This window comes from Variovorax sp. PDC80, from assembly GCF_900115375.1.
GTDB lineage: Bacteria > Pseudomonadota > Gammaproteobacteria > Burkholderiales > Burkholderiaceae_C > Variovorax.
On record NZ_FOWG01000004.1, the window covers coordinates 445068 to 461875 of the forward strand.

Annotated in this window: 15 protein-coding genes; 11 read left to right on the forward strand and 4 right to left on the reverse strand. The window is 69.5% G+C overall.

All coding sequences use genetic code 11. The features are described 5' to 3' along the window. Positions 1 to 11: 11 nt before the first annotated feature. The 9 genes from hpxZ (at position 12) to BM109_RS15495 (ending at position 8736) form a co-directional block, all read left to right on the forward strand. Entirely contained in the window at positions 12 to 398 is a 387-nt protein-coding gene (hpxZ, locus tag BM109_RS15455) for an oxalurate catabolism protein HpxZ (RefSeq protein WP_093344039.1), read from the forward strand. 63 nt (positions 399 to 461) lie between these two features. Then, complete coding sequence (locus BM109_RS15460; protein WP_093344041.1) at positions 462 to 1580, forward strand: BMP family ABC transporter substrate-binding protein; 1119 nt, start codon at positions 462 to 464, stop codon at positions 1578 to 1580. A gap of 25 nt (positions 1581 to 1605) precedes the next feature. Continuing rightward, on the forward strand, positions 1606 to 2682 hold the full coding sequence (locus BM109_RS15465; RefSeq protein ID WP_093344042.1) for an ABC transporter permease: 1077 nt from the start codon (positions 1606 to 1608) through the stop codon (positions 2680 to 2682). Continuing rightward, on the forward strand, positions 2679 to 3602 hold the full coding sequence (locus tag BM109_RS15470) for an ABC transporter permease (RefSeq protein WP_057592790.1): 924 nt from the start codon (positions 2679 to 2681) through the stop codon (positions 3600 to 3602). Before BM109_RS15465 ends, BM109_RS15470 begins: the two co-directional genes overlap by 4 nt. A gap of 43 nt (positions 3603 to 3645) precedes the next feature. After that, positions 3646 to 4647: a formamidase gene (locus BM109_RS15475; protein ID WP_093344044.1), complete on the forward strand. Its 1002-nt coding sequence runs from the start codon at positions 3646 to 3648 to the stop codon at positions 4645 to 4647. After that, positions 4644 to 5354 carry a biuret amidohydrolase gene (locus BM109_RS15480; RefSeq protein ID WP_093344045.1) on the forward strand — a complete coding sequence of 237 codons (711 nt, stop codon included), beginning with the start codon at positions 4644 to 4646 and terminating at the stop codon, positions 5352 to 5354. The genes BM109_RS15475 and BM109_RS15480 overlap by 4 nt, the downstream gene beginning before the upstream one ends. Before the next feature lie 334 nt (positions 5355 to 5688). Further along, positions 5689 to 7254, forward strand: a complete 1566-nt coding sequence (locus BM109_RS15485; RefSeq protein ID WP_093344047.1) for an ABC transporter ATP-binding protein — start codon at positions 5689 to 5691, stop codon at positions 7252 to 7254. Between the two features lie 13 nt (positions 7255 to 7267). Next, entirely contained in the window at positions 7268 to 7936 is a 669-nt protein-coding gene (locus tag BM109_RS15490) for a cysteine hydrolase family protein (protein ID WP_093344049.1), read from the forward strand. A gap of 29 nt (positions 7937 to 7965) precedes the next feature. Next, positions 7966 to 8736 carry a GntR family transcriptional regulator gene (locus BM109_RS15495; protein WP_371268815.1) on the forward strand — a complete coding sequence of 257 codons (771 nt, stop codon included), beginning with the start codon at positions 7966 to 7968 and terminating at the stop codon, positions 8734 to 8736. Between the two features lie 30 nt (positions 8737 to 8766). Here BM109_RS15495 and BM109_RS15500 read toward each other — a convergent pair whose 3' ends face one another. The 3 genes from BM109_RS15500 to BM109_RS15510 all read right to left on the reverse strand — a co-directional run bounded on the left by BM109_RS15500 (position 8767) and on the right by BM109_RS15510 (position 13928). Continuing rightward, a complete protein-coding gene (locus BM109_RS15500) occupies positions 8767 to 11385 on the reverse strand; it encodes a YncE family protein (RefSeq protein ID WP_143129171.1) in 2619 nt (872 codons plus the stop codon). Between the two features lie 295 nt (positions 11386 to 11680). Then, the gene (locus BM109_RS15505; protein WP_093344055.1) at positions 11681 to 12643 is read right to left on the reverse strand and encodes a tripartite tricarboxylate transporter substrate binding protein; all 963 of its coding nucleotides are present in this window, start codon (positions 12641 to 12643) and stop codon (positions 11681 to 11683) included. Between the two features lie 34 nt (positions 12644 to 12677). Beyond that, a complete protein-coding gene (locus BM109_RS15510; RefSeq protein WP_093344057.1) occupies positions 12678 to 13928 on the reverse strand; it encodes a flavin-dependent oxidoreductase in 1251 nt (416 codons plus the stop codon). Positions 13929 to 14000: 72 nt separating this feature from the next. On the opposite strand from BM109_RS15510, the gene BM109_RS15515 reads away from it, so the two are divergent. Beyond that, positions 14001 to 14900 (forward strand): LysR family transcriptional regulator, encoded by a 900-nt coding sequence (locus BM109_RS15515; protein ID WP_093344058.1) that lies wholly within the window; start codon positions 14001 to 14003, stop codon positions 14898 to 14900. Position 14901: 1 nt separating this feature from the next. Here BM109_RS15515 and BM109_RS15520 read toward each other — a convergent pair whose 3' ends face one another. Continuing rightward, the gene (locus tag BM109_RS15520) at positions 14902 to 15807 is read right to left on the reverse strand and encodes a LysR family transcriptional regulator (RefSeq protein ID WP_093344060.1); all 906 of its coding nucleotides are present in this window, start codon (positions 15805 to 15807) and stop codon (positions 14902 to 14904) included. 155 nt (positions 15808 to 15962) lie between these two features. Here BM109_RS15520 and BM109_RS15525 point away from each other — a divergent pair, with 155 nt between their 5' ends. Continuing rightward, a complete protein-coding gene (locus BM109_RS15525; RefSeq protein ID WP_093344062.1) occupies positions 15963 to 16808 on the forward strand; it encodes a cysteine hydrolase family protein in 846 nt (281 codons plus the stop codon).

Consider the following 16808-nt stretch of genomic DNA (forward strand, 5'->3'; position numbering starts at 1 on the left):
AACCCAGCTTCATGACCACTCCCGAGATCAACCTGCCCGACGTGCTCGCCGAAGTCGAGGCCGTGTTCGCGCGCTACGAGCACGCGCTGGTGAACAACGAGGTCGAGGTGCTCGACGAACTGTTCTGGGCCAGCCCGACCACGCTGCGCTACGGCGCGACCGAGAACCTCTACGGCTACCAAGCGATCCAGGCCTTCCGCGCTTCGCGCCCCGCCCAGGGGCTCGCGCGCGAACTGCTGCGCGTCGTCGTCACAACCTACGGCCGCGACTTCGCGACCGCCAATTGCGAGTTCCGCCGCGAAGGCAGCGAACGCACCGGCCGCCAGAGCCAGACCTGGATGCGCACGGCCGAGGGCTGGCGCGTGGTCGCCGCGCACGTGAGCCTGCTCGGCGCCTGAGTACACGTTCCGACGCAGGGCCCATTTCTTGCACCCCCACCTCCACCCTCCCGAAAGCACAGCATGACGAGCCAACCCAATCGCCGCGATTCCCTCAAGACCCTGGCCGCCCTCGGCGCGGCCGGCACCCTCGGTGCGCTGAGCCCCTTCGCTCGCGCGCAGGCCAAGCCGCTCACCGTCGGCGTGATCTACGTCGGCGCGCGCGACGACTACGGCTACAACCAGGCGCACGCGCAGGCCGCGGCCGAGATCAAGAAGCTGCCCGGCATCAAGCTGGTGGAAGAGGAGAACGTGCCCGAGACCGCGGCCGTGCAGAAGACCATGTCGGGCATGATCGCGCAGGACGGCGCCAAGCTGCTGTTCCCGACCTCCTTCGGCTACTTCGATCCGCACATCCTGGCCGTCGCGCCCAAGAACCCCGACGTGCGCTTCTCGCACTGCGGCGGCCTCTGGACCGAGGGCAAGCACCCGAAGAACGTCGGCAGCTTCTTCGGCTACATCGACGAGTGCCAGTTCCTCAACGGCGTGATCGCCGCCCACATGACGAAGAGCAACAAGATCGCCTTCGTCGCGGCCAAGCCGATCCCGCAGGTGCTGCGCAACATCAACGCCTTCACGCTCGGCGCGCGCTCGGTCAAGCCGAACATCACCTGCAGCGTGATCTTCACGGGCGACTGGTCGATGGCCGTGAAGGAGGCCGAAGCCACCAACAGCCTGGCCGACCAGGGCTGCGACGTGTTCACCATGCACGTGGACGGCCCCAAGGTGGTGGTCGAGACGGCCGCCAAGCGCGGCAAGATGGTCTGCGGCTACCACGCGAGCCAGGCCAAGCTCGCGCCGAACGCCTACCTCACGGGCGCCGAGTGGAACTGGCTCACCGCCTACAAGACCGCGATCGAGGCCGCGCAGACCGGCAAGCCGCATCCCAACTTCCTGCGCGGCGGCCTGAAGGAAGGCTACGTGAAGATGTCGGCCTATGGCCCGATGGTGCCGGACGCCGCGAAGAAGCAGGCCGACGACATCAAGGCGAAAATGATCGCGGGCACCTTCGACATCTTCAAGGACGGCATCAAGGACAACAAGGGCGCGGTGGTGGTGCCCGCGGGCAAGGTGCTCAAGCAGACCGACCTCGAGCTCGAGAAGATGAACTACCTGGTCGAAGGCGTGCTCGGCTCAGTTTGAGCGCAGCGCCGTCCATCGCATCGCCATGCGCAACGCGCTCAAGGAATTCGCCCTCCCGGTCTTCGCCATCGCGGCGGCGCTGCTGGTCTTCGGCCTGGTCGTCGCCTTCGCGGGCGTCGATCCGGTGGAGGTCTGGACCACGCTGTTCAAGGGCGCCTTCGGCGACTGGTTCTCGTGGCAGAACACGCTGCAGCGCGCGGCGCCGCTGATGCTCACGGCCCTGTGCGTGGCGCTGCCCGCGCGCGCCGGGCTGATCGTGATCGGCGGCGAGGGCGCGCTGGTGTTCGGCGGCCTGGCCTGCGCGGCGCTCGCGCATGCACTGCCTCTGCCCTCGGGCGTGGCCGGCATCACGCTCCTGTGCATCGCGGGCGCGGCGGTCGGCGCGCTGTGGATCATGCTCGCGGGCTGGCTACGCCAGTACCGCGGCATCAACGAGACCATCAGCAGCCTGCTGCTGGCCTACATCGCGATCGGCATCTTCAAGCACCTGGTCGAAGGGCCGCTGCGCGATCCCGCGAGCCTCAACAAGCCCTCGACCCACACCTTGCCCGACGGCCTGCTGATCGGCGGCATCGGCGGCTCCGACGTGCACTGGGGCCTGGTGGTCGGCATCGTCGCCTGCCTGGGCCTCGCGGCCTGGCTGCGCGCCACGCCCTCGGGCTTCTCGGTGCGCGTGGTGGGCGGCAACCCGCGCACCGCGCAGCTCGTCGGGCTGCCGGCCACGCGGCTGATCCTCGGCGCCTGCGGCCTCGGCGGCGCCTGCGCGGGCGTGGCCGGCGCGATCGAGGTGGCGGCGGTGCACACCAACGCCAACGCCTCGCTGATCGCGGGCTACGGCTACGCGGGCATCCTCGTTTCCTTCATCGCGCGCCACAACCCCGCGGCCATCGTGCCGGTGGCGATCCTGTTCGGCGGCTTCGGCGCCGCGGGCAGCCTGCTGCAGCGGCGCGTCGGCCTGCCCGATGCCTCGGTGCTGGTGCTGCAGGGCATCGCCTTCGTGCTGATCCTCGCGAGCGAGGGACTGCGCACGGTCAACTGGAAGAAGTTCGGCGACCGCATGCTGCCCGAGGCCAAGAGCTACGACAGGAGTTCCGTTGCATGACCGCTGACCAATGGATCGCGCTCGTGGCCGGCATCGTCGGCGGCGCGCTGCGCGTGGGCGCGCCCTTCCTGTTCGTGAGCCTGGGCGAATGCCTCACCGAGAAATCGGGCCGCATCAACCTCGGCCTCGAGGGCGTGCTGGTGCTGTCGGCCATGGCGGCCTTCGGCGGTGCCTACCTCACAGACTCGGCCTGGCTCGGCGTGCTGATCGGTGCCACGGCGGGCGCGGCGCTCGCGCTGCTGCACGGCCTGTTGTGTTCGCTCGACCGCGTCAACGACGTGGCCACCGGCATCGCGCTGATGCTGCTGGGTACCGGCTTGGCGTTCTACCTCGGCAAGCCGCTGATCCAGCCGCAGGCGCCGCAGATTCCCGCGATCCCGCTGGGCTTCTGGAGCGACAACCCGGTGGTGCGCTCGGCGCTGCAGCTCAATGCGCTGGTGCCGGTGGGCCTGGCGCTCGCGCTGCTGCTGTGGTGGGGCTTCGCGCGCACGCGCATCGGCCTCTTGGTGCGCATGGCCGGCGATTCGGCGCAGGCCACGCGCGCGCTCGGCTATTCGGTGTCGGGCCTGCGCATCGCGGCCACCACCGCGGGCGGCTTCATCGCGGGGCTCGGCGGCGCTTCGCTCACGCTGTTCTATCCGGGCAGCTGGAACGAGGGCATCTCCAGCGGCCAGGGCCTGATCGCGGTGGCGCTGGTGATCTTCGCGCGCTGGAGCCCGCTGCGCTGCGTGGGCGCGGCCTTCCTCTTCGGTGGCGCGGGCGCCATCGGCCCGGCGCTGCAGTCGATCGGCATCGGCTGGGGCTACCACCTCTTCAACACCGTGCCCTACGTGCTCACGCTGGCGATCCTGGTGCTGACCTGCCGTCCCGGCAGCGCGGCCGCGGGCAGCCCTGGCGAGCTGTCGGCCACCAGGAACTGAGCTTCGACATGACCACAGAACCCATCACACAAGGACATCGCCCATGAGCGGCCTCGGCGGACTCAACAAATCGGCCAACGGCGTCGTCGTCGGCCTGGTGCAGCTGCAGCTGCCGAACGTGAAGACGCGTGCCGAGCTCGCGGCCCAGACCGCGCGCATCTGCGCGCTGGTGGGCAAGGCGCGCCGCAACCAGTCGACCATGGACCTGGTGGTGTTTCCCGAGTACGCGCTGCACGGCCTCTCGATGGACACCAACCCCGAGATCATGTGCACGCTCGACGGCCCCGAGGTCGCGGCCTTCCAGCGGGCCTGCATCGAGCACCGCATCTGGGGCTGCTTCTCGATCATGGAAGCCAACCCGCGCGGCAACCCCTACAACAGCGGCCTGATCGTCGATGACCAGGGCGAGATCCGGCTCTACTACCGCAAGCTGCATCCGTGGGTGCCGGTCGAGCCCTGGGAGCCCGGCAACCTCGGCGTGCCGGTGTGCGACGGCCCCAACGGCAGCAAGCTCGCGCTGATCATCTGCCACGACGGCATGTTCCCCGAGATGGCGCGCGAGGCCGCGTACAAGGGCGCCGAGATCATCCTGCGCACGGCCGGCTACACCGCGCCGATCCGCCATGCCTGGAAGATCACCAACCAGGCCAACGCCTTCTGCAACCTCGCCTACACGGCCAGCGTGTGCCTGAGCGGCAGCGACGGCAGCTTCGACTCGATGGGCGAGGGCATGTTCTGCAGCTTCGACGGCACCGTGCTGGTCGAGGGCGGCGGCCGCGTCGACGAGATCGTCACGGCCGAGCTGCGGCCCGACCTGGTGCGCGAGGCGCGCACCGGCTGGGGCGTGGAGAACAACATCTACCAGCTCTACCACCGCGGCTACGTGGCGGTGAAGGGCGGGGCGCAGGACTGTCCCTACACCTACATGCATGACATGGCCGCGGGCACCTATCGCCTGCCCTGGAGCGCCGAGGTCAAGGTGACCGACGGCACGCCTTGCGGCTTCGCGCCGCCCGAACGCAGCTACGCAGGACCCGAGCAATGAGCACCACCGACACCGCCGCCGTGCAGCGCCACGTCGCGGCCGAGCCCTACGCCTGGCCCTACAACGGCCAGCTTCGGCCCGACAACACGGCGCTGATCGTGATCGACATGCAGACCGACTTCTGCGGCAAGGGCGGCTATGTCGACGTGATGGGCTACGACCTGTCGCTGGTGCAGGCGCCGATCCAGCCGATCGCGCGCACGCTCGCGGCACTGCGGCCGCTGGGCTATCACGTGATCCACACGCGCGAGGGCCACCGACCCGATCTCGCCGACCTGCCGGCCAACAAGCGCTGGCGCTCGCGCCAGATCGGCGCCAACGGCGTGGGCATCGGCGACGACGGTCCCTGCGGGCGCATCCTGGTGCGTGGCGAACCGGGCTGGGAAATCATCCCCGAGCTCGCGCCGCTGCCCGGCGAGACCGTGATCGACAAGCCCGGCAAGGGCTCGTTCTATGCCACCGACCTCGAGCTGATCCTGCGCACGCGCGGCATCGAGAACCTGATCCTCGCGGGCATCACCACCGACGTCTGCGTGCACACCACCATGCGCGATGCCAACGACCGCGGTTTCGAATGCCTGCTGCTGTCGGACTGCACGGCGGCGACCGACCATGGCAACCATCTCGCGGCGCTCAAGATGATCACGATGCAGGGCGGGGTGTTCGGGGCGCATGCTTCGTCGCAGGCTTTGCTGGCGGCGTTATGAGGACGGGTCATTCGGTTCGTGTCATGGGGACGGGCTTTCGACGGCTGGGGCGCGATCACGCCACTGGGGTGCCTTGCTCCGCGAATGTCCCCCGGCCTTCGGCCTCCTCCTTGATTTCGCTGCGCAAGGCACCCCAGCGACGTGATCGAGGGGCGCAGCGCCTGTGCCGGCCGCACCACCGCTGCGCTTCTCGTGCACAGGGCGTCGGGTACTCCCCGCAGCGAAATCAAGGAGGAGCCGAAGGCGGGGGACATTCGCACAGGGGAGTACCCGGCGGCCTGTGCATGCGCCCCGAACGAAACCTCTCGGGTGCCAACGAAGCTGGAGCTCGGACATGAGCACCCACGCCATCGGCGGCCTCCCCCCAGGCACCGGCGCCCTCGCGCTCGACACCTACCGCCTCACCAAGCGCTTCGGCGCCTTCACCGCGATGGACAGCGTGACCCTGCGCGTGGAACCCGGCAGCGTGCATGCGCTGCTCGGCGAGAACGGCGCGGGCAAGAGCACGCTGGTCAAGTGCGTGGCCGGCTTCCAGCGCGCGGAGGAGGGCAGCATCCTGATCGACGGCCGCGAGCAGGACATCGCCAACCCGATCGTCGCGCGCGCGCTCGGCATCGGCATGGTCTACCAGCACTTCACGCTGGCGCCGGGCATGACCGTGGCCGAGAACCTGCTGCTGGCCGGCGGCCGCACGCCCGCGGTGATCGACTGGAAGGCCAAGCGCGCCGAGCTCGAGGCCTTCCTGGCCACCACGCCGTTCCGCCTCGACCTCGATGCGCGGCCGTCCGAACTGGCCGCGGGCGAGAAGCAGAAGCTCGAGCTGCTCAAGCAGCTCTACCTGAAGCCGCGCCTGCTGATCCTCGACGAGCCGACCTCGGTGCTCACGCCGCAGGAGGCCGACGAGGTGCTGGGCCATGTGCGCGAGTTCGCGCGCAGCGGGCTGTGCACGGTGCTGATCATTACGCACAAGTTCCGCGAGGTCATGGCCTATGCCGACGGCGTGACGGTGCTGCGGCGCGGCAAGGCCGTGCACCACGGCCGCGTGGCCGACACCAGCCCGGCGCTGCTCGCCGCGACCATGATGGGCGCGCAGGAGACCGCCGCGGCTCCGGCGCAGGCCGCTGCCTCCACGCGCCGCGCGCCGGCCGCCGATGCGCCCGTCGCGCTCGAGGTCGAGGGCCTGCGCGCGCTCGGCGATCGCGGCACGCTCGCGCTGCACGACCTGAGCCTGTCGGTGCGCGCAGGCGAGATCCTCGGCGTGGCGGGTGTCTCGGGCAATGGCCAGCGCGAACTGGTCGAGGCATTGGTCGGCCAGCGCCCGCGGCTCGCGGGCCGGGTGCGCGTGATGGGCACGCCCTACCGCGCAAGCCGCGCCGAGAACCGCGAACTCAAGGTGCGCAGCCTGCCCGAGGAGCCGCTGCGCAATGCCTGCGTGGGCGACCTCAGCGTGGCCGAAAACATGGCGCTGCGCGACTTCGACCGAGCGCCGCTCGCGGCCGGCGGCCTGCTGCGCTTCTCGCGCTGGCGTGCGCGGGCGCGCGAATGGATCGCCGAGTACGGCGTCAAGACGCAGGGCGAAGGCGCCCCCATCCGCAGCCTCTCGGGCGGCAACGTGCAGCGCGCCGTGCTAGCGCGCGAGCTCGCGGGCGACATCAACGTGCTGATCGCGGCCAACCCCGTGTTCGGCCTCGACTTCGCGGCCGTGGCCGAGATCCACGCGCGCATCGTGCAGGTGCGCGAGAAGGGCGGAGCCGTGCTGCTGGTCAGCGAGGACCTCGACGAGCTGCTCGAGCTGTCGGACCGCATCGTCGTCATGAGCGAGGGCCGCGTGGTCCACGAGACCGCCGCCGCGGGTGCAGAGAGGCACGTGATCGGCGCGCACATGGGCGGCGGGCACTAGAAGGACATCCAACATGCAGATCGCGCAGGCACTTCCTTTCCCCTACGACTTCGACCCAAAGACCACCGCGCTCGTGCTGATCGACATGCAGCGCGACTTCATCGAGCCCGGCGGCTTCGGCGAGACCCTGGGCAACGACGTCTCGCTGCTCGAGGCCATCGTGCCGGCCACGCAGCGCGTGCTTGCCGCCTGGCGCGCAGCCGGCGGCCTCGTCGTCCACACGCGCGAGGCGCACCGGCCCGATCTCTCGGACTGCCCGCCGGCCAAGCGCAACCGCGGCAATCCCACGCTGCGCATCGGCGACGAGGGACCGATGGGCCGCATCCTCGTGGCCGGCGAGCCCGGCAACCAGATCATCGAGGCGCTCGCGCCCGTGGCCGGCGAGATCGTGATCGACAAGCCCGGCAAGGGGGCTTTCTATGCCACCGAGCTGCACGAGTTGCTGCGTGCACGCGGCATCACCCACCTGCTGTTCGGCGGCGTCACCACCGAGGTCTGCGTGCAGACCAGCATGCGCGAGGCCAACGACCGCGGCTACGACGGCCTGCTGCTCGAGGACTGCACCGAGAGCTATTTCCCGGCCTTCAAGGCCGCCACCGTCGAGATGGTGCGCGCCCAGGGCGGCATCGTCGGCTGGACCGCCACCGGCGGCCAGCTCATCGAAGCGCTCGGCGGCGCATGAAGCGCGCCGCAGCGACTACCATTCGCCCCGTGTCGACCATCGCCCGTCCCCGCCACGGCACCGAAGCCGCCGAACCCAGCGCCCCCGCGTCCACGCCGGTGGCCGCCGACGCGGTCGTGTTCCGCACGCGCGCCGACGAGGTCTATGCGCAGCTCAAGCGCGACGTGGCCGAGTTCATCCTCGTGCCGGGCGACCGCTTCACCGAGAACGAGATCAGCGACCGCCTCGGCGTCTCGCGCACGCCGGTGCGCCAGGCGCTGTTCCGGCTGCAGCAGGAGGGCTTCGTCGAGGTGCTGTTCCGCAGCGGCTGGCGCGTGCTGCCCTTCGACTTCGAGCAGTTCGAGCAGCTCTACGACCTGCGCATGATCCTGGAGACATCGGCCGTGCACCGCCTGTGCGAGGCCGACCGCCGCGTCGACCGCAGCCTGCTCGACGAGCTCGCGGCCATCTGGCTGGTGCCCGCCGCGCAGCGCAGCACCGACATGGCGCAGGTCGCGGCCTGGGACGAGGCCTTCCACTGCTCACTGGTCGCGGCCGCGGGCAATGCCGAGATGGCGCGCGTGCATCGCGACGTCACCGACCGCATTCGCATCATCCGCCGCCTCGACTTCACGCAGCAGCCGCGCATCGACGCCACCTACGACGAGCACGCCAAGATCCTCAAGGCCGTGCGCGCCAACCGCGGCGACCAGGCCGCGATGCTGCTGCGCGCCCACATCGAGACCAGCCAGGCCGAGGTGCGCAAGATCACGCTGCACCAGGTGCACCTGGCGCGGCACGCGGGGCGCGCGCCGCGCTGAGTTGATGCACCTGCTTCAGGTGCCGTGCGATTACGGCGCGCCGAGGGGGGCGAACACCATCTGGGGAAGGCTTGTCAGGCCCACGGCCGTCATTCCATCCGGTGTCACCGCCAACTGGCGCCGGAGAAGACCGCCGAACTTGAAGAACTTCAACAGCGTTCCGTTGGCGGAATGGACCCAGACGTCCGCATTCGCAAGTCCGCCATCCACGCCGCATATCACACGGCCGTCCCTGGTGACCTTGACATTGTTGGGATAGGCCTCTCCGCCCGGCAGGCTGGCAATGAACGCCAGACTGATGGGATTCACGGAAGAACAGCGGTAGGGCGCGCCCGACGCGGTGTAGAGGGCGGTGCCGTCCGCATTCACGGCGATATCCTGCCCATTCGCGGCACCGTTGACGGCCCCCGATGCAGTGTTCGTCACCAGCAGGGTGCCGCCACCCATGGCGGAATAGTCGACATCGAACGCGATGAAGCCGGCGGGACTGAAGCCCGTGTCCTGCGCGAAAACCCTCCGGCCGTCGGACGAGGCGGCAAGGACCAGGCGAATGCCGCCGGGCGACAGTGTGTTGATGCTCAGGCCGTCCACGTACGCATTGCCGTCACCCGCGATGACGATGTTTTTGCCGTTGGTGCGGATCGCCAGCAAGCTCAGGTACGGATCGGCGCTCGATATCAGCGGCCAAGCTTCGATCTTCGATGCGGTCGCGAGGTCCACGACGGCGATGGCCTGGCCACCCGTATCCACCGCATAGAGCTTGCTTCCATCGGGTGCAACGGTCATCTCCGCCAGCGAGCCTCCGACGTTGGCGATGCTGCCGACCTTGGTGCCCAGATGCGCGTTGTAGATATCGATCGACGTGCCACCACTATGCGCGTAGACGTAAGGGCGGATCTTGTCGGCGACGATGTTTGTGTACTCGGCCGGCAGCGTGGTCAAGGCGGTCAATCCACTGGTGGCCTTCCACAACCCGACGTTGATGACCGCGGCAGCCACGTCCGGATTGGATGTCTTCAGCGTGACGGTCGCATAGCTTGTCTGGCCCGTGGGCGCCAGCTTCGGATCCGCAGTGAGCACCAGGCCCGGACTGGTTCCTGTCGTGCCATTGCCCGTCACGGAGAGCCAGGGGGCGCTGGAGGTGGCGGTCCAGGGCAGTGCGCCGCCGAAGTTGTCGGTGACCCGCACCGTTCTCGTGAGCACGGATCCGTCAGGTACGCTGGCGAAACCGATGCCCCACTCGGAGGGAAGCAGTTGCCGCTGGTCCCGATTCAGGACCAGGCTCACAGGCAGCGTGACCGTGTCGCCGTTGACTTTCGCCGTCACGGTCGCGAGGCCGGAATGGGTGCCTGGCGTGATGCCATTGAAGATCGGCGAGAAGCTCAGCGGCGTGCCGTTCGCATCGACGCTGCCGGACGTGGCGGCGGCGTTGACCCAGTTGGGCAGCGGCGTCGAGAGCGTCCAGGGCCATTTGTTGGTGCCCGTGTTCAGGCTCATGGAGAGCGATTGCGCGACCTCGTCCCGTCCCTTGGCGCCGCCCAGGATGACTGCCATGGATGGAGCGGACAGCGTGGGCTTCGTGAGCGTGAGCGCGGTGCCCACGGTCTTGCTCGGGTAACCCGCCGAAGCCAGCACGATGCTGCTGGTGTAGTCGCCAGAGGCCAGGTTGGACTTGCTGGCATCGACGCGGGCAGTCAGCGAGCCCGGGGTGGTGCCCGTGCCCGGCTGGAGCAGCAGCCATGGCGAGGCGGCGCTGGCCGTCCAGCTCGCGGGCGTGCCGTTGTCTAGCTCGAAATTCAGTGTTTGTGGCGGGATGGTCGCGCCATTCACCCCGGTGAAGGTGAAGGAGTCGGTGCTGACCTGGAACTGCGTGGCCAGCATTTCGAGCGTGAATCCGACCTTGGCTTCCTGACCGTCGGCGGAACGCACCACCAGCTCATCCTGGTAGATGCCGGCAGTCATGCCCTGCGTGACGAAGCGGGCCTTGAGCGTGGCCGGCAGCTGGCCTTCCGCCTGCGCGACCTTCAGCCAACTGCTGCTCGTGGTGGCCTTCCAGGTGCCGTCGGGGCCGCCGACGTGGACGTCGACCTCGGGCGGGTTGGCGGCGCCCACATGAACGGTTGCACGCGTACCGGTCGGCGCGAGAGCCGACAGCGGCTTTGGCGTGACCGTGAGGTCGTAGGGAAGCGAAACCGGAGAGCCTGCGTACTGGCCGATGCACGCGGTGTCCTTGCACAGGGACACGGAGAACGTGCCTCTGTGGCGGCCTGGCGTCAGGCTGCCCGAGGTATTCAGGGTTGCGGCGAAGGTGACTTTGTCAATGGCGACGAGACGCAGGCCATCGGCCTGTCTCAGGATCTGCTCGCGATCCAGGACCACTGCATAGACAGGGCCAGTGAACACGTCGGGGTTGGTGACGTTGACTTTCACCACATAGCTGGCGCTGGTGCCGGTCTGTTGGTTACCGGTGAGCGTGGATGGCGAGAAGGTGATGACGGGGTTGGACGCAGGCGTTTCCGGTTGACCCGTGGCGCCGGGAACACCACCCACGAAGCCGGGGAATCCTCCCCCTCCGCCGCCGCCTCCACCGCCCCCGCAGGCGGCCAATGCCAGACAAAAGCCAACAATGGCCGTGAATTTCAGCTTCATTCCCTCGCCCCTCTTTTCCTCTGTCGCTCGAAGCCGCGCAGCGATGCATGACGCATGCACGGCGGTTAATACTTATTCCGCAAAGTATCTCAGCTTTGCGAGCGATCGCCGTCGAGGTGTCGGGCGAAGGGGCGGGGCGTGCGCGAGCCGCCCGGTGCGGGCGAGAGCTGTCGTGGGTCGAGGTACGCTAGAGCGAATCCGAGGGGCGAATGCCGGGGCGCTTCGTGCCGAAAGTGTTGTGCCATCCTCCTTTTGGAGGGGGTGGGGCGGGGCGGGGCGAGCTCGACCGCCGTGCTCAATCCGCCGTGATGTTCCCCTTCTTCACCACCGCCGCCCAGCGCTGCGCATCCTTCTGGATCAGCGTGCCGAACTCCGCCGGCGTCGAGCTCGCGGGCACCATGCCCTGCGACTCGAAGGACTTGGCGACCTCGGGCGACTTCAGCACCGCGGCGATCTCCTTGTTGAGCCGCGCCACCACGTCGGCCGGCGTGCCCTTGGGCGCGAGCACGCCGTACCACATGTCGACGTTGTCGGCGGTCACGCCGGCCTCGGCCAGGGTGGGCACGTCGGGCAGCTGCGGCAGGCGGTGGCTGCTGCCGGTGGCCAGCGCCTTGAGCTTGCCGGCCTGAATGTGCTGCAGCGCCACGTGCACCGGCAGGAACATCGCGTCGATGCGCCCGCCGAGCAGGTCGGTGACGGCGCCCGCGGTGCCCTTGTAGGGCACGTGCAGCAGCTCGGTGCCGGTGCCCTGCATCAAGAGCGCCATCGACAGGTGGTGCGGCGTGCCGACACCGGGCGTGGCGTAGGTCAGCTGGCCCGGATGCGACTTGGCCGCGGCCACGAGCTGCGCGAGCGTGGTGGCCTTCTGCGTGTTCGGGTTGGTCACCAAGAGCAGCGTGCCCCAGGAGGTCAGCGACACCGGCGTGAAGTCCGCCACCGGGTCATAGGCCAGCGTCTTGTAGAGGCTCTTGTTCATCACCAGCGTGTTGACCTGCACCATCAGCGTGTAGCCGTCGGGCTTGGCGCGCGCCACCTTCTCGCTGCCGATGTTGCCGCTGGCGCCGGCCACGTTCTCCACCACCACCGGCTGGCCCAGCACCGCGGGCAGCCGCGCCGAGAGCTGGCGCGCGATCAGGTCGATGCCGGTGCCGGGCGTGTAGGGCACGACCAGCGTCACGGCCTGGTCGGGCCAGGCATGGGCGGCCATGGCGCTGGCGGCGGTAAGCAGGGTGGCGAGGGTCTTGGTCAGAAGGCGCATGGTGTCTCCGTGGGCATGTTCTTGTGGGAAGGGGTCAAAGGTACGAGGCGCGCTGCTTGAGCGCGGCCGGGTCGTAGCCGGCCACGCGCTTGTAGTGGTCCGAGATCGCCTGCAGCTCCTGCTGCGTCACGATCTCGTCGAGCTTGTCGAAGCGCTTGCCGCCCGAGCGCTCGAACACCTCGCGCAGGATGGTGTCGGGCGGGTTGCTGCGGTTGGTCAGCACCACCTCGGTGGTGGCCTTCACGCGCACCCGGTCGTAGCTCTCGAGCGCGGCCTGGCCGACACCCTCGCGCTTCATCGCGCCCGCGAGAAAACGTGCGTCGATGATCGCCTGGCCCGCGCCGTTGGAGCCGCGCGGCACCATCGGGTGCGCGGCGTCGCCCAGCAGCGTGAGGCGGCCGTGGGTCCAGCGCGGCAGCGGGTCCTGGTCGACCATCGGGTACTCGAGGATGGTGTCGGAGGCCTGGATCAGCGCCGGCACGTCGAGCCAGTCGAAGTGCCAGTCGGCGAAGGCGGGCAGGAAGTCCTCGAGCCGGCCGGCGCGGCTCCAGTCGCGCATCGCGGGCTGCGGCGCGTGGATCTCGGCCACCCAGTTCACGAGCTGGCGGCCCTGCGCGTCGATGTCGTTGCGGATCGGGTAGATCACCATCTTGCCGACCGTGAGCCAGCCCGCGCGCACCATGCTGCCGCCCGTGAGGAACGGCTGCCACGCGGCCGTGCCGCGCCACATGTTGATGCCCGAGTAGCGCGGCGCGCCCTCGTCCGGATAGAGCTGCTTGCGCAGCGCCGAGTGGATGCCGTCGCAGCCGATCGCCACCGCGCCGCGCACCGGCGCGCGGCCGTCGGCGAAATGCACCGTCACGCCCGCGTCGTCCTGCTCGACGCCGGTGCAGCGGTGGCCGCAGCGCACGCTGTCGGGGCCGAGGCGCTTCAGCGTCTCCTCGAGCAGCACGGTCTGCAGGTCGCCGCGGTGGATCGAGTACTGCGGCCAGTCGTAGCCCGCATGCCGGCCCGCGGGTTCGCGGAACACCAGCTGGCCGTGCTCGGTGAAGAACACGGCCTCCTGCGTGCGCACGCCGACCCGGTCGAGCGATTCGAGCAGGCCCAGCTCGGACAGCTCGCGCACCGCGTGCGGCAGCAGGTTGATGCCCACGCCCAGCGGGCGCAGCTCGGGCACGGCCTCGTAGACGCGGCAGGCGATGCCGGCCTGGTGCAGGCTCAGCGCGAGGGTCAGGCCGCCGATGCCGGCGCCCAGGATGATGACTTCGTTGGATGCGGTGCTCATGGGGGCCGTATTGGGACCTGAAACGAGCCATAGGGGAAATTTAGATGTGATATGGATTTATCATGAATCCTTATGAATCTGAGCACGCGCCAGATGCGCGCCTTCCTGCAGGTGGCGCGCATCGGCAACTTCACGCGCGCGGCCGAGCAGGCGCACATCACCCAGGCCGGCCTGAGCATCCTGATCCGCGAGATGGAGAAGCAGCTCGGCTGCCGCCTGTTCGACCGCACCACGCGCATGGTGAGCCTCACGCCGGCCGGCCGGCGGCTGCTGCCGGTGGTCGAGCGGCTGCTGACCGACCTCGACGACGTGGCGGCCGAGCTCGGTGCCGAGGGCGACGCGGCGCGCCAGACCCTGCGCATCGCGGCCACGCCGCTGGTGTCGTCGCACCTGCTGCCCTGGGTCTTCGCGAGCTTTCGCGAGGCCCATCCGCAGGTCGCGCTGCGGCTGTTCGATGCCGACCTGCGTGACGTCGAGGCGATGGTGGAGGCGGGCGATGCCGACCTCGGCCTGGGCTTCTTCTTCAGGGCCGCGCCCAGCCTCGACCGCACGCCCGTGGGCCGCTTCGAGCTGATGCGCGTGACGCAGGCCGCGGCCGACGGCGAGCCGGTCGGCAGCGCGCCCTGGTCGGCGCTGCGCGGTGCCGCGCTGATCGGCCTGCCGCCCGGCAACCCGATCCAGAAGGTGATCGACCGCCAGCTCGGCGAGATGGGGCTGGCCGACGCCCAGCGGCCCGCCTTCAACTTCTTCGGCACGCTGATCTCGATGGTCGAGGCCGGCTTCGGCACCGCCGTGATGCCCACCTTCGCGCTCGCGGCCTGCCGCCGTCACCGCGTGCGGACCGACGTGCTCGTGAAGCCGCGCGTGGGCATGGACTTCTTCCGCGTGACCAAGCGCGGCGCGCACGAGACCGAGGCGCTGCGGGCCTTCAGCGAGACGCTGATGAAGGCGCTGCCAGCGCTGTCGCGCTGACTCAGTCGAGCGCCGCCAGCCGCTTGCCCAGGAACTCCGCGAACGCATAGGCGATCACCGGCAGCTGCCGCCCGCGCAGGTTCGCGAGCACCAGCTCGCCGCGCGGGAAGCCGCGGTCCTCGATCTCGCGCACCACCACCTCGCGGTCGTCGGGCAGGGCGCCGATCGCCATCTGGAACGAGATCGAGCGGCGGTCGTAGACGCAGCCGCGCAGGAACTCGAAGCTGTTGCTCTCCACCATCGCGTCGATGCGTGTCGAGCTGCGCGCGAGGAAGCGTTCGATCAGCTGGCGCCCGCCGGTGTCGCGGTTGGGCAGCACCACCGGGTACTCGGCGCAGTCGCGCAGCCGCACGCCGGTGGCCGACCCCGTGGCGATCGCGAGCGGATGGCGCGCATGCATCAGCGCCATGAGCCGCTGCTCGACCGAGGTCAGGCGCTCGATGTCGCTCTCGGGCGCGAGGTTGAACACCAGCGCGAGGTCGGTGCCGAAGCTGCGCAGCGCCTCGGCGGCCTGCACGTGGTCGCCGATGCGCACCTCGAAGGCCACCAGCGGATGGCTCCGGCGGAAGTCGTGGATCGCCGCGGGCAGGAAGCGCGGCGCCAGCGCCTGGCTCGCCACCACCCGCACCGTGCCGCGGCGCAGCCCCTTGAGCTCCTCGATCTCCGAGCGCACGCGCTCGAGGTCGGCCGCGCGGCCGCGCACATAGCGCATGAACAGCTCGCCCGCGGTGGTCAGCCGCATGCCGCGCGGCAGCCGCTCGAAGATCGGCGTGCCGAGCTCCTCCTCGATGTCCTGGATGCGGCGGTTCACGGCCGAGGGCGCGACATGCAGCCGTTCGGCGGCCTGGCGGATCGAGCCCGCGCGGGCGACCTCGTCGGCATAGCGCAGGAAGCGCAGGTGGTTCATGGCGGATCGTCGTGTGGAGGGTGTGGCCGCGGGCGATTGCACGATCCGGGCCAATGGCGGCTCCGGACGTGCGTTGCCGTTGCGGCAACGCAGGGTCCGCGAAACGGTATGGATTCGGAGCACCTTCTGGCACGGTGACTGCGTGGAGGTCGGGCATGAAACGCCGATCCGATATCCCGCGCACCAAAGACGAACAGCCGGCACGCTTCGGCCCCGCCGCGCACAACGCCTGGACGCTCGACGCGCAGGGCGTGAGCCTGGTGCGCGCACCAAGGCGACCCGTTCCGGTGCGCATCGATGCACAGCCGCAGCCGGTGCAGTTCGACCTCGCGCGCAGCGCGCTCGTGGTGGTCGACATGCAGAACGACTTCTGCCACCCCGAGGGCTGGTTCGCGCAGAAGGGCCTGGGCACGAAGGCCGCGCGCAAGCCCATTCCCGTCATCGCGCGCCTGTTGCCCGCCTGGCGCGCGGCCGGCGGCGCGGTGGTGTGGCTCAACTGGGGCATCCGCGCCGATGCGCTCAACCTCAGCCCGACCATCCACTTCAAGGGCAAGCGCAGCGCCGACGGCGTGGGCTATGCCGAGCGTTCGCCGATCGACCACGGCCCCTCGCTGGTGCGCGGCGAATGGGGGGCGCGCGTGATCGACGAGCTCGAGGTCGCCGCCACCGACATCACCGTGCACAAGCACCGCCTGAGCGGCTTCTGGGACAACGAGTTCGACAGCCTGCTGCGCCAGCAGGGCATCACCACCTTGCTGTTCGCCGGCATCAACACCGACCGCTGCGTGTTCTCCACGCTGCAGGACGCGGCCTTCCTCGGCTACGACTGCGTGCTGCTGAAGGACGCCTGCAACACGCCGTCGCCGGCCTACGTCACGCGCGGCATCCATTTCATCGTGCAGCAGCTGCACGGCTTCGTCGCCACGGCCGAAGCGCTCATGGCCTCGCTGCCGAAGCGTTCGCGCCGCACCGCATCCACCCCGCCCCACCAGGAGTTCTGA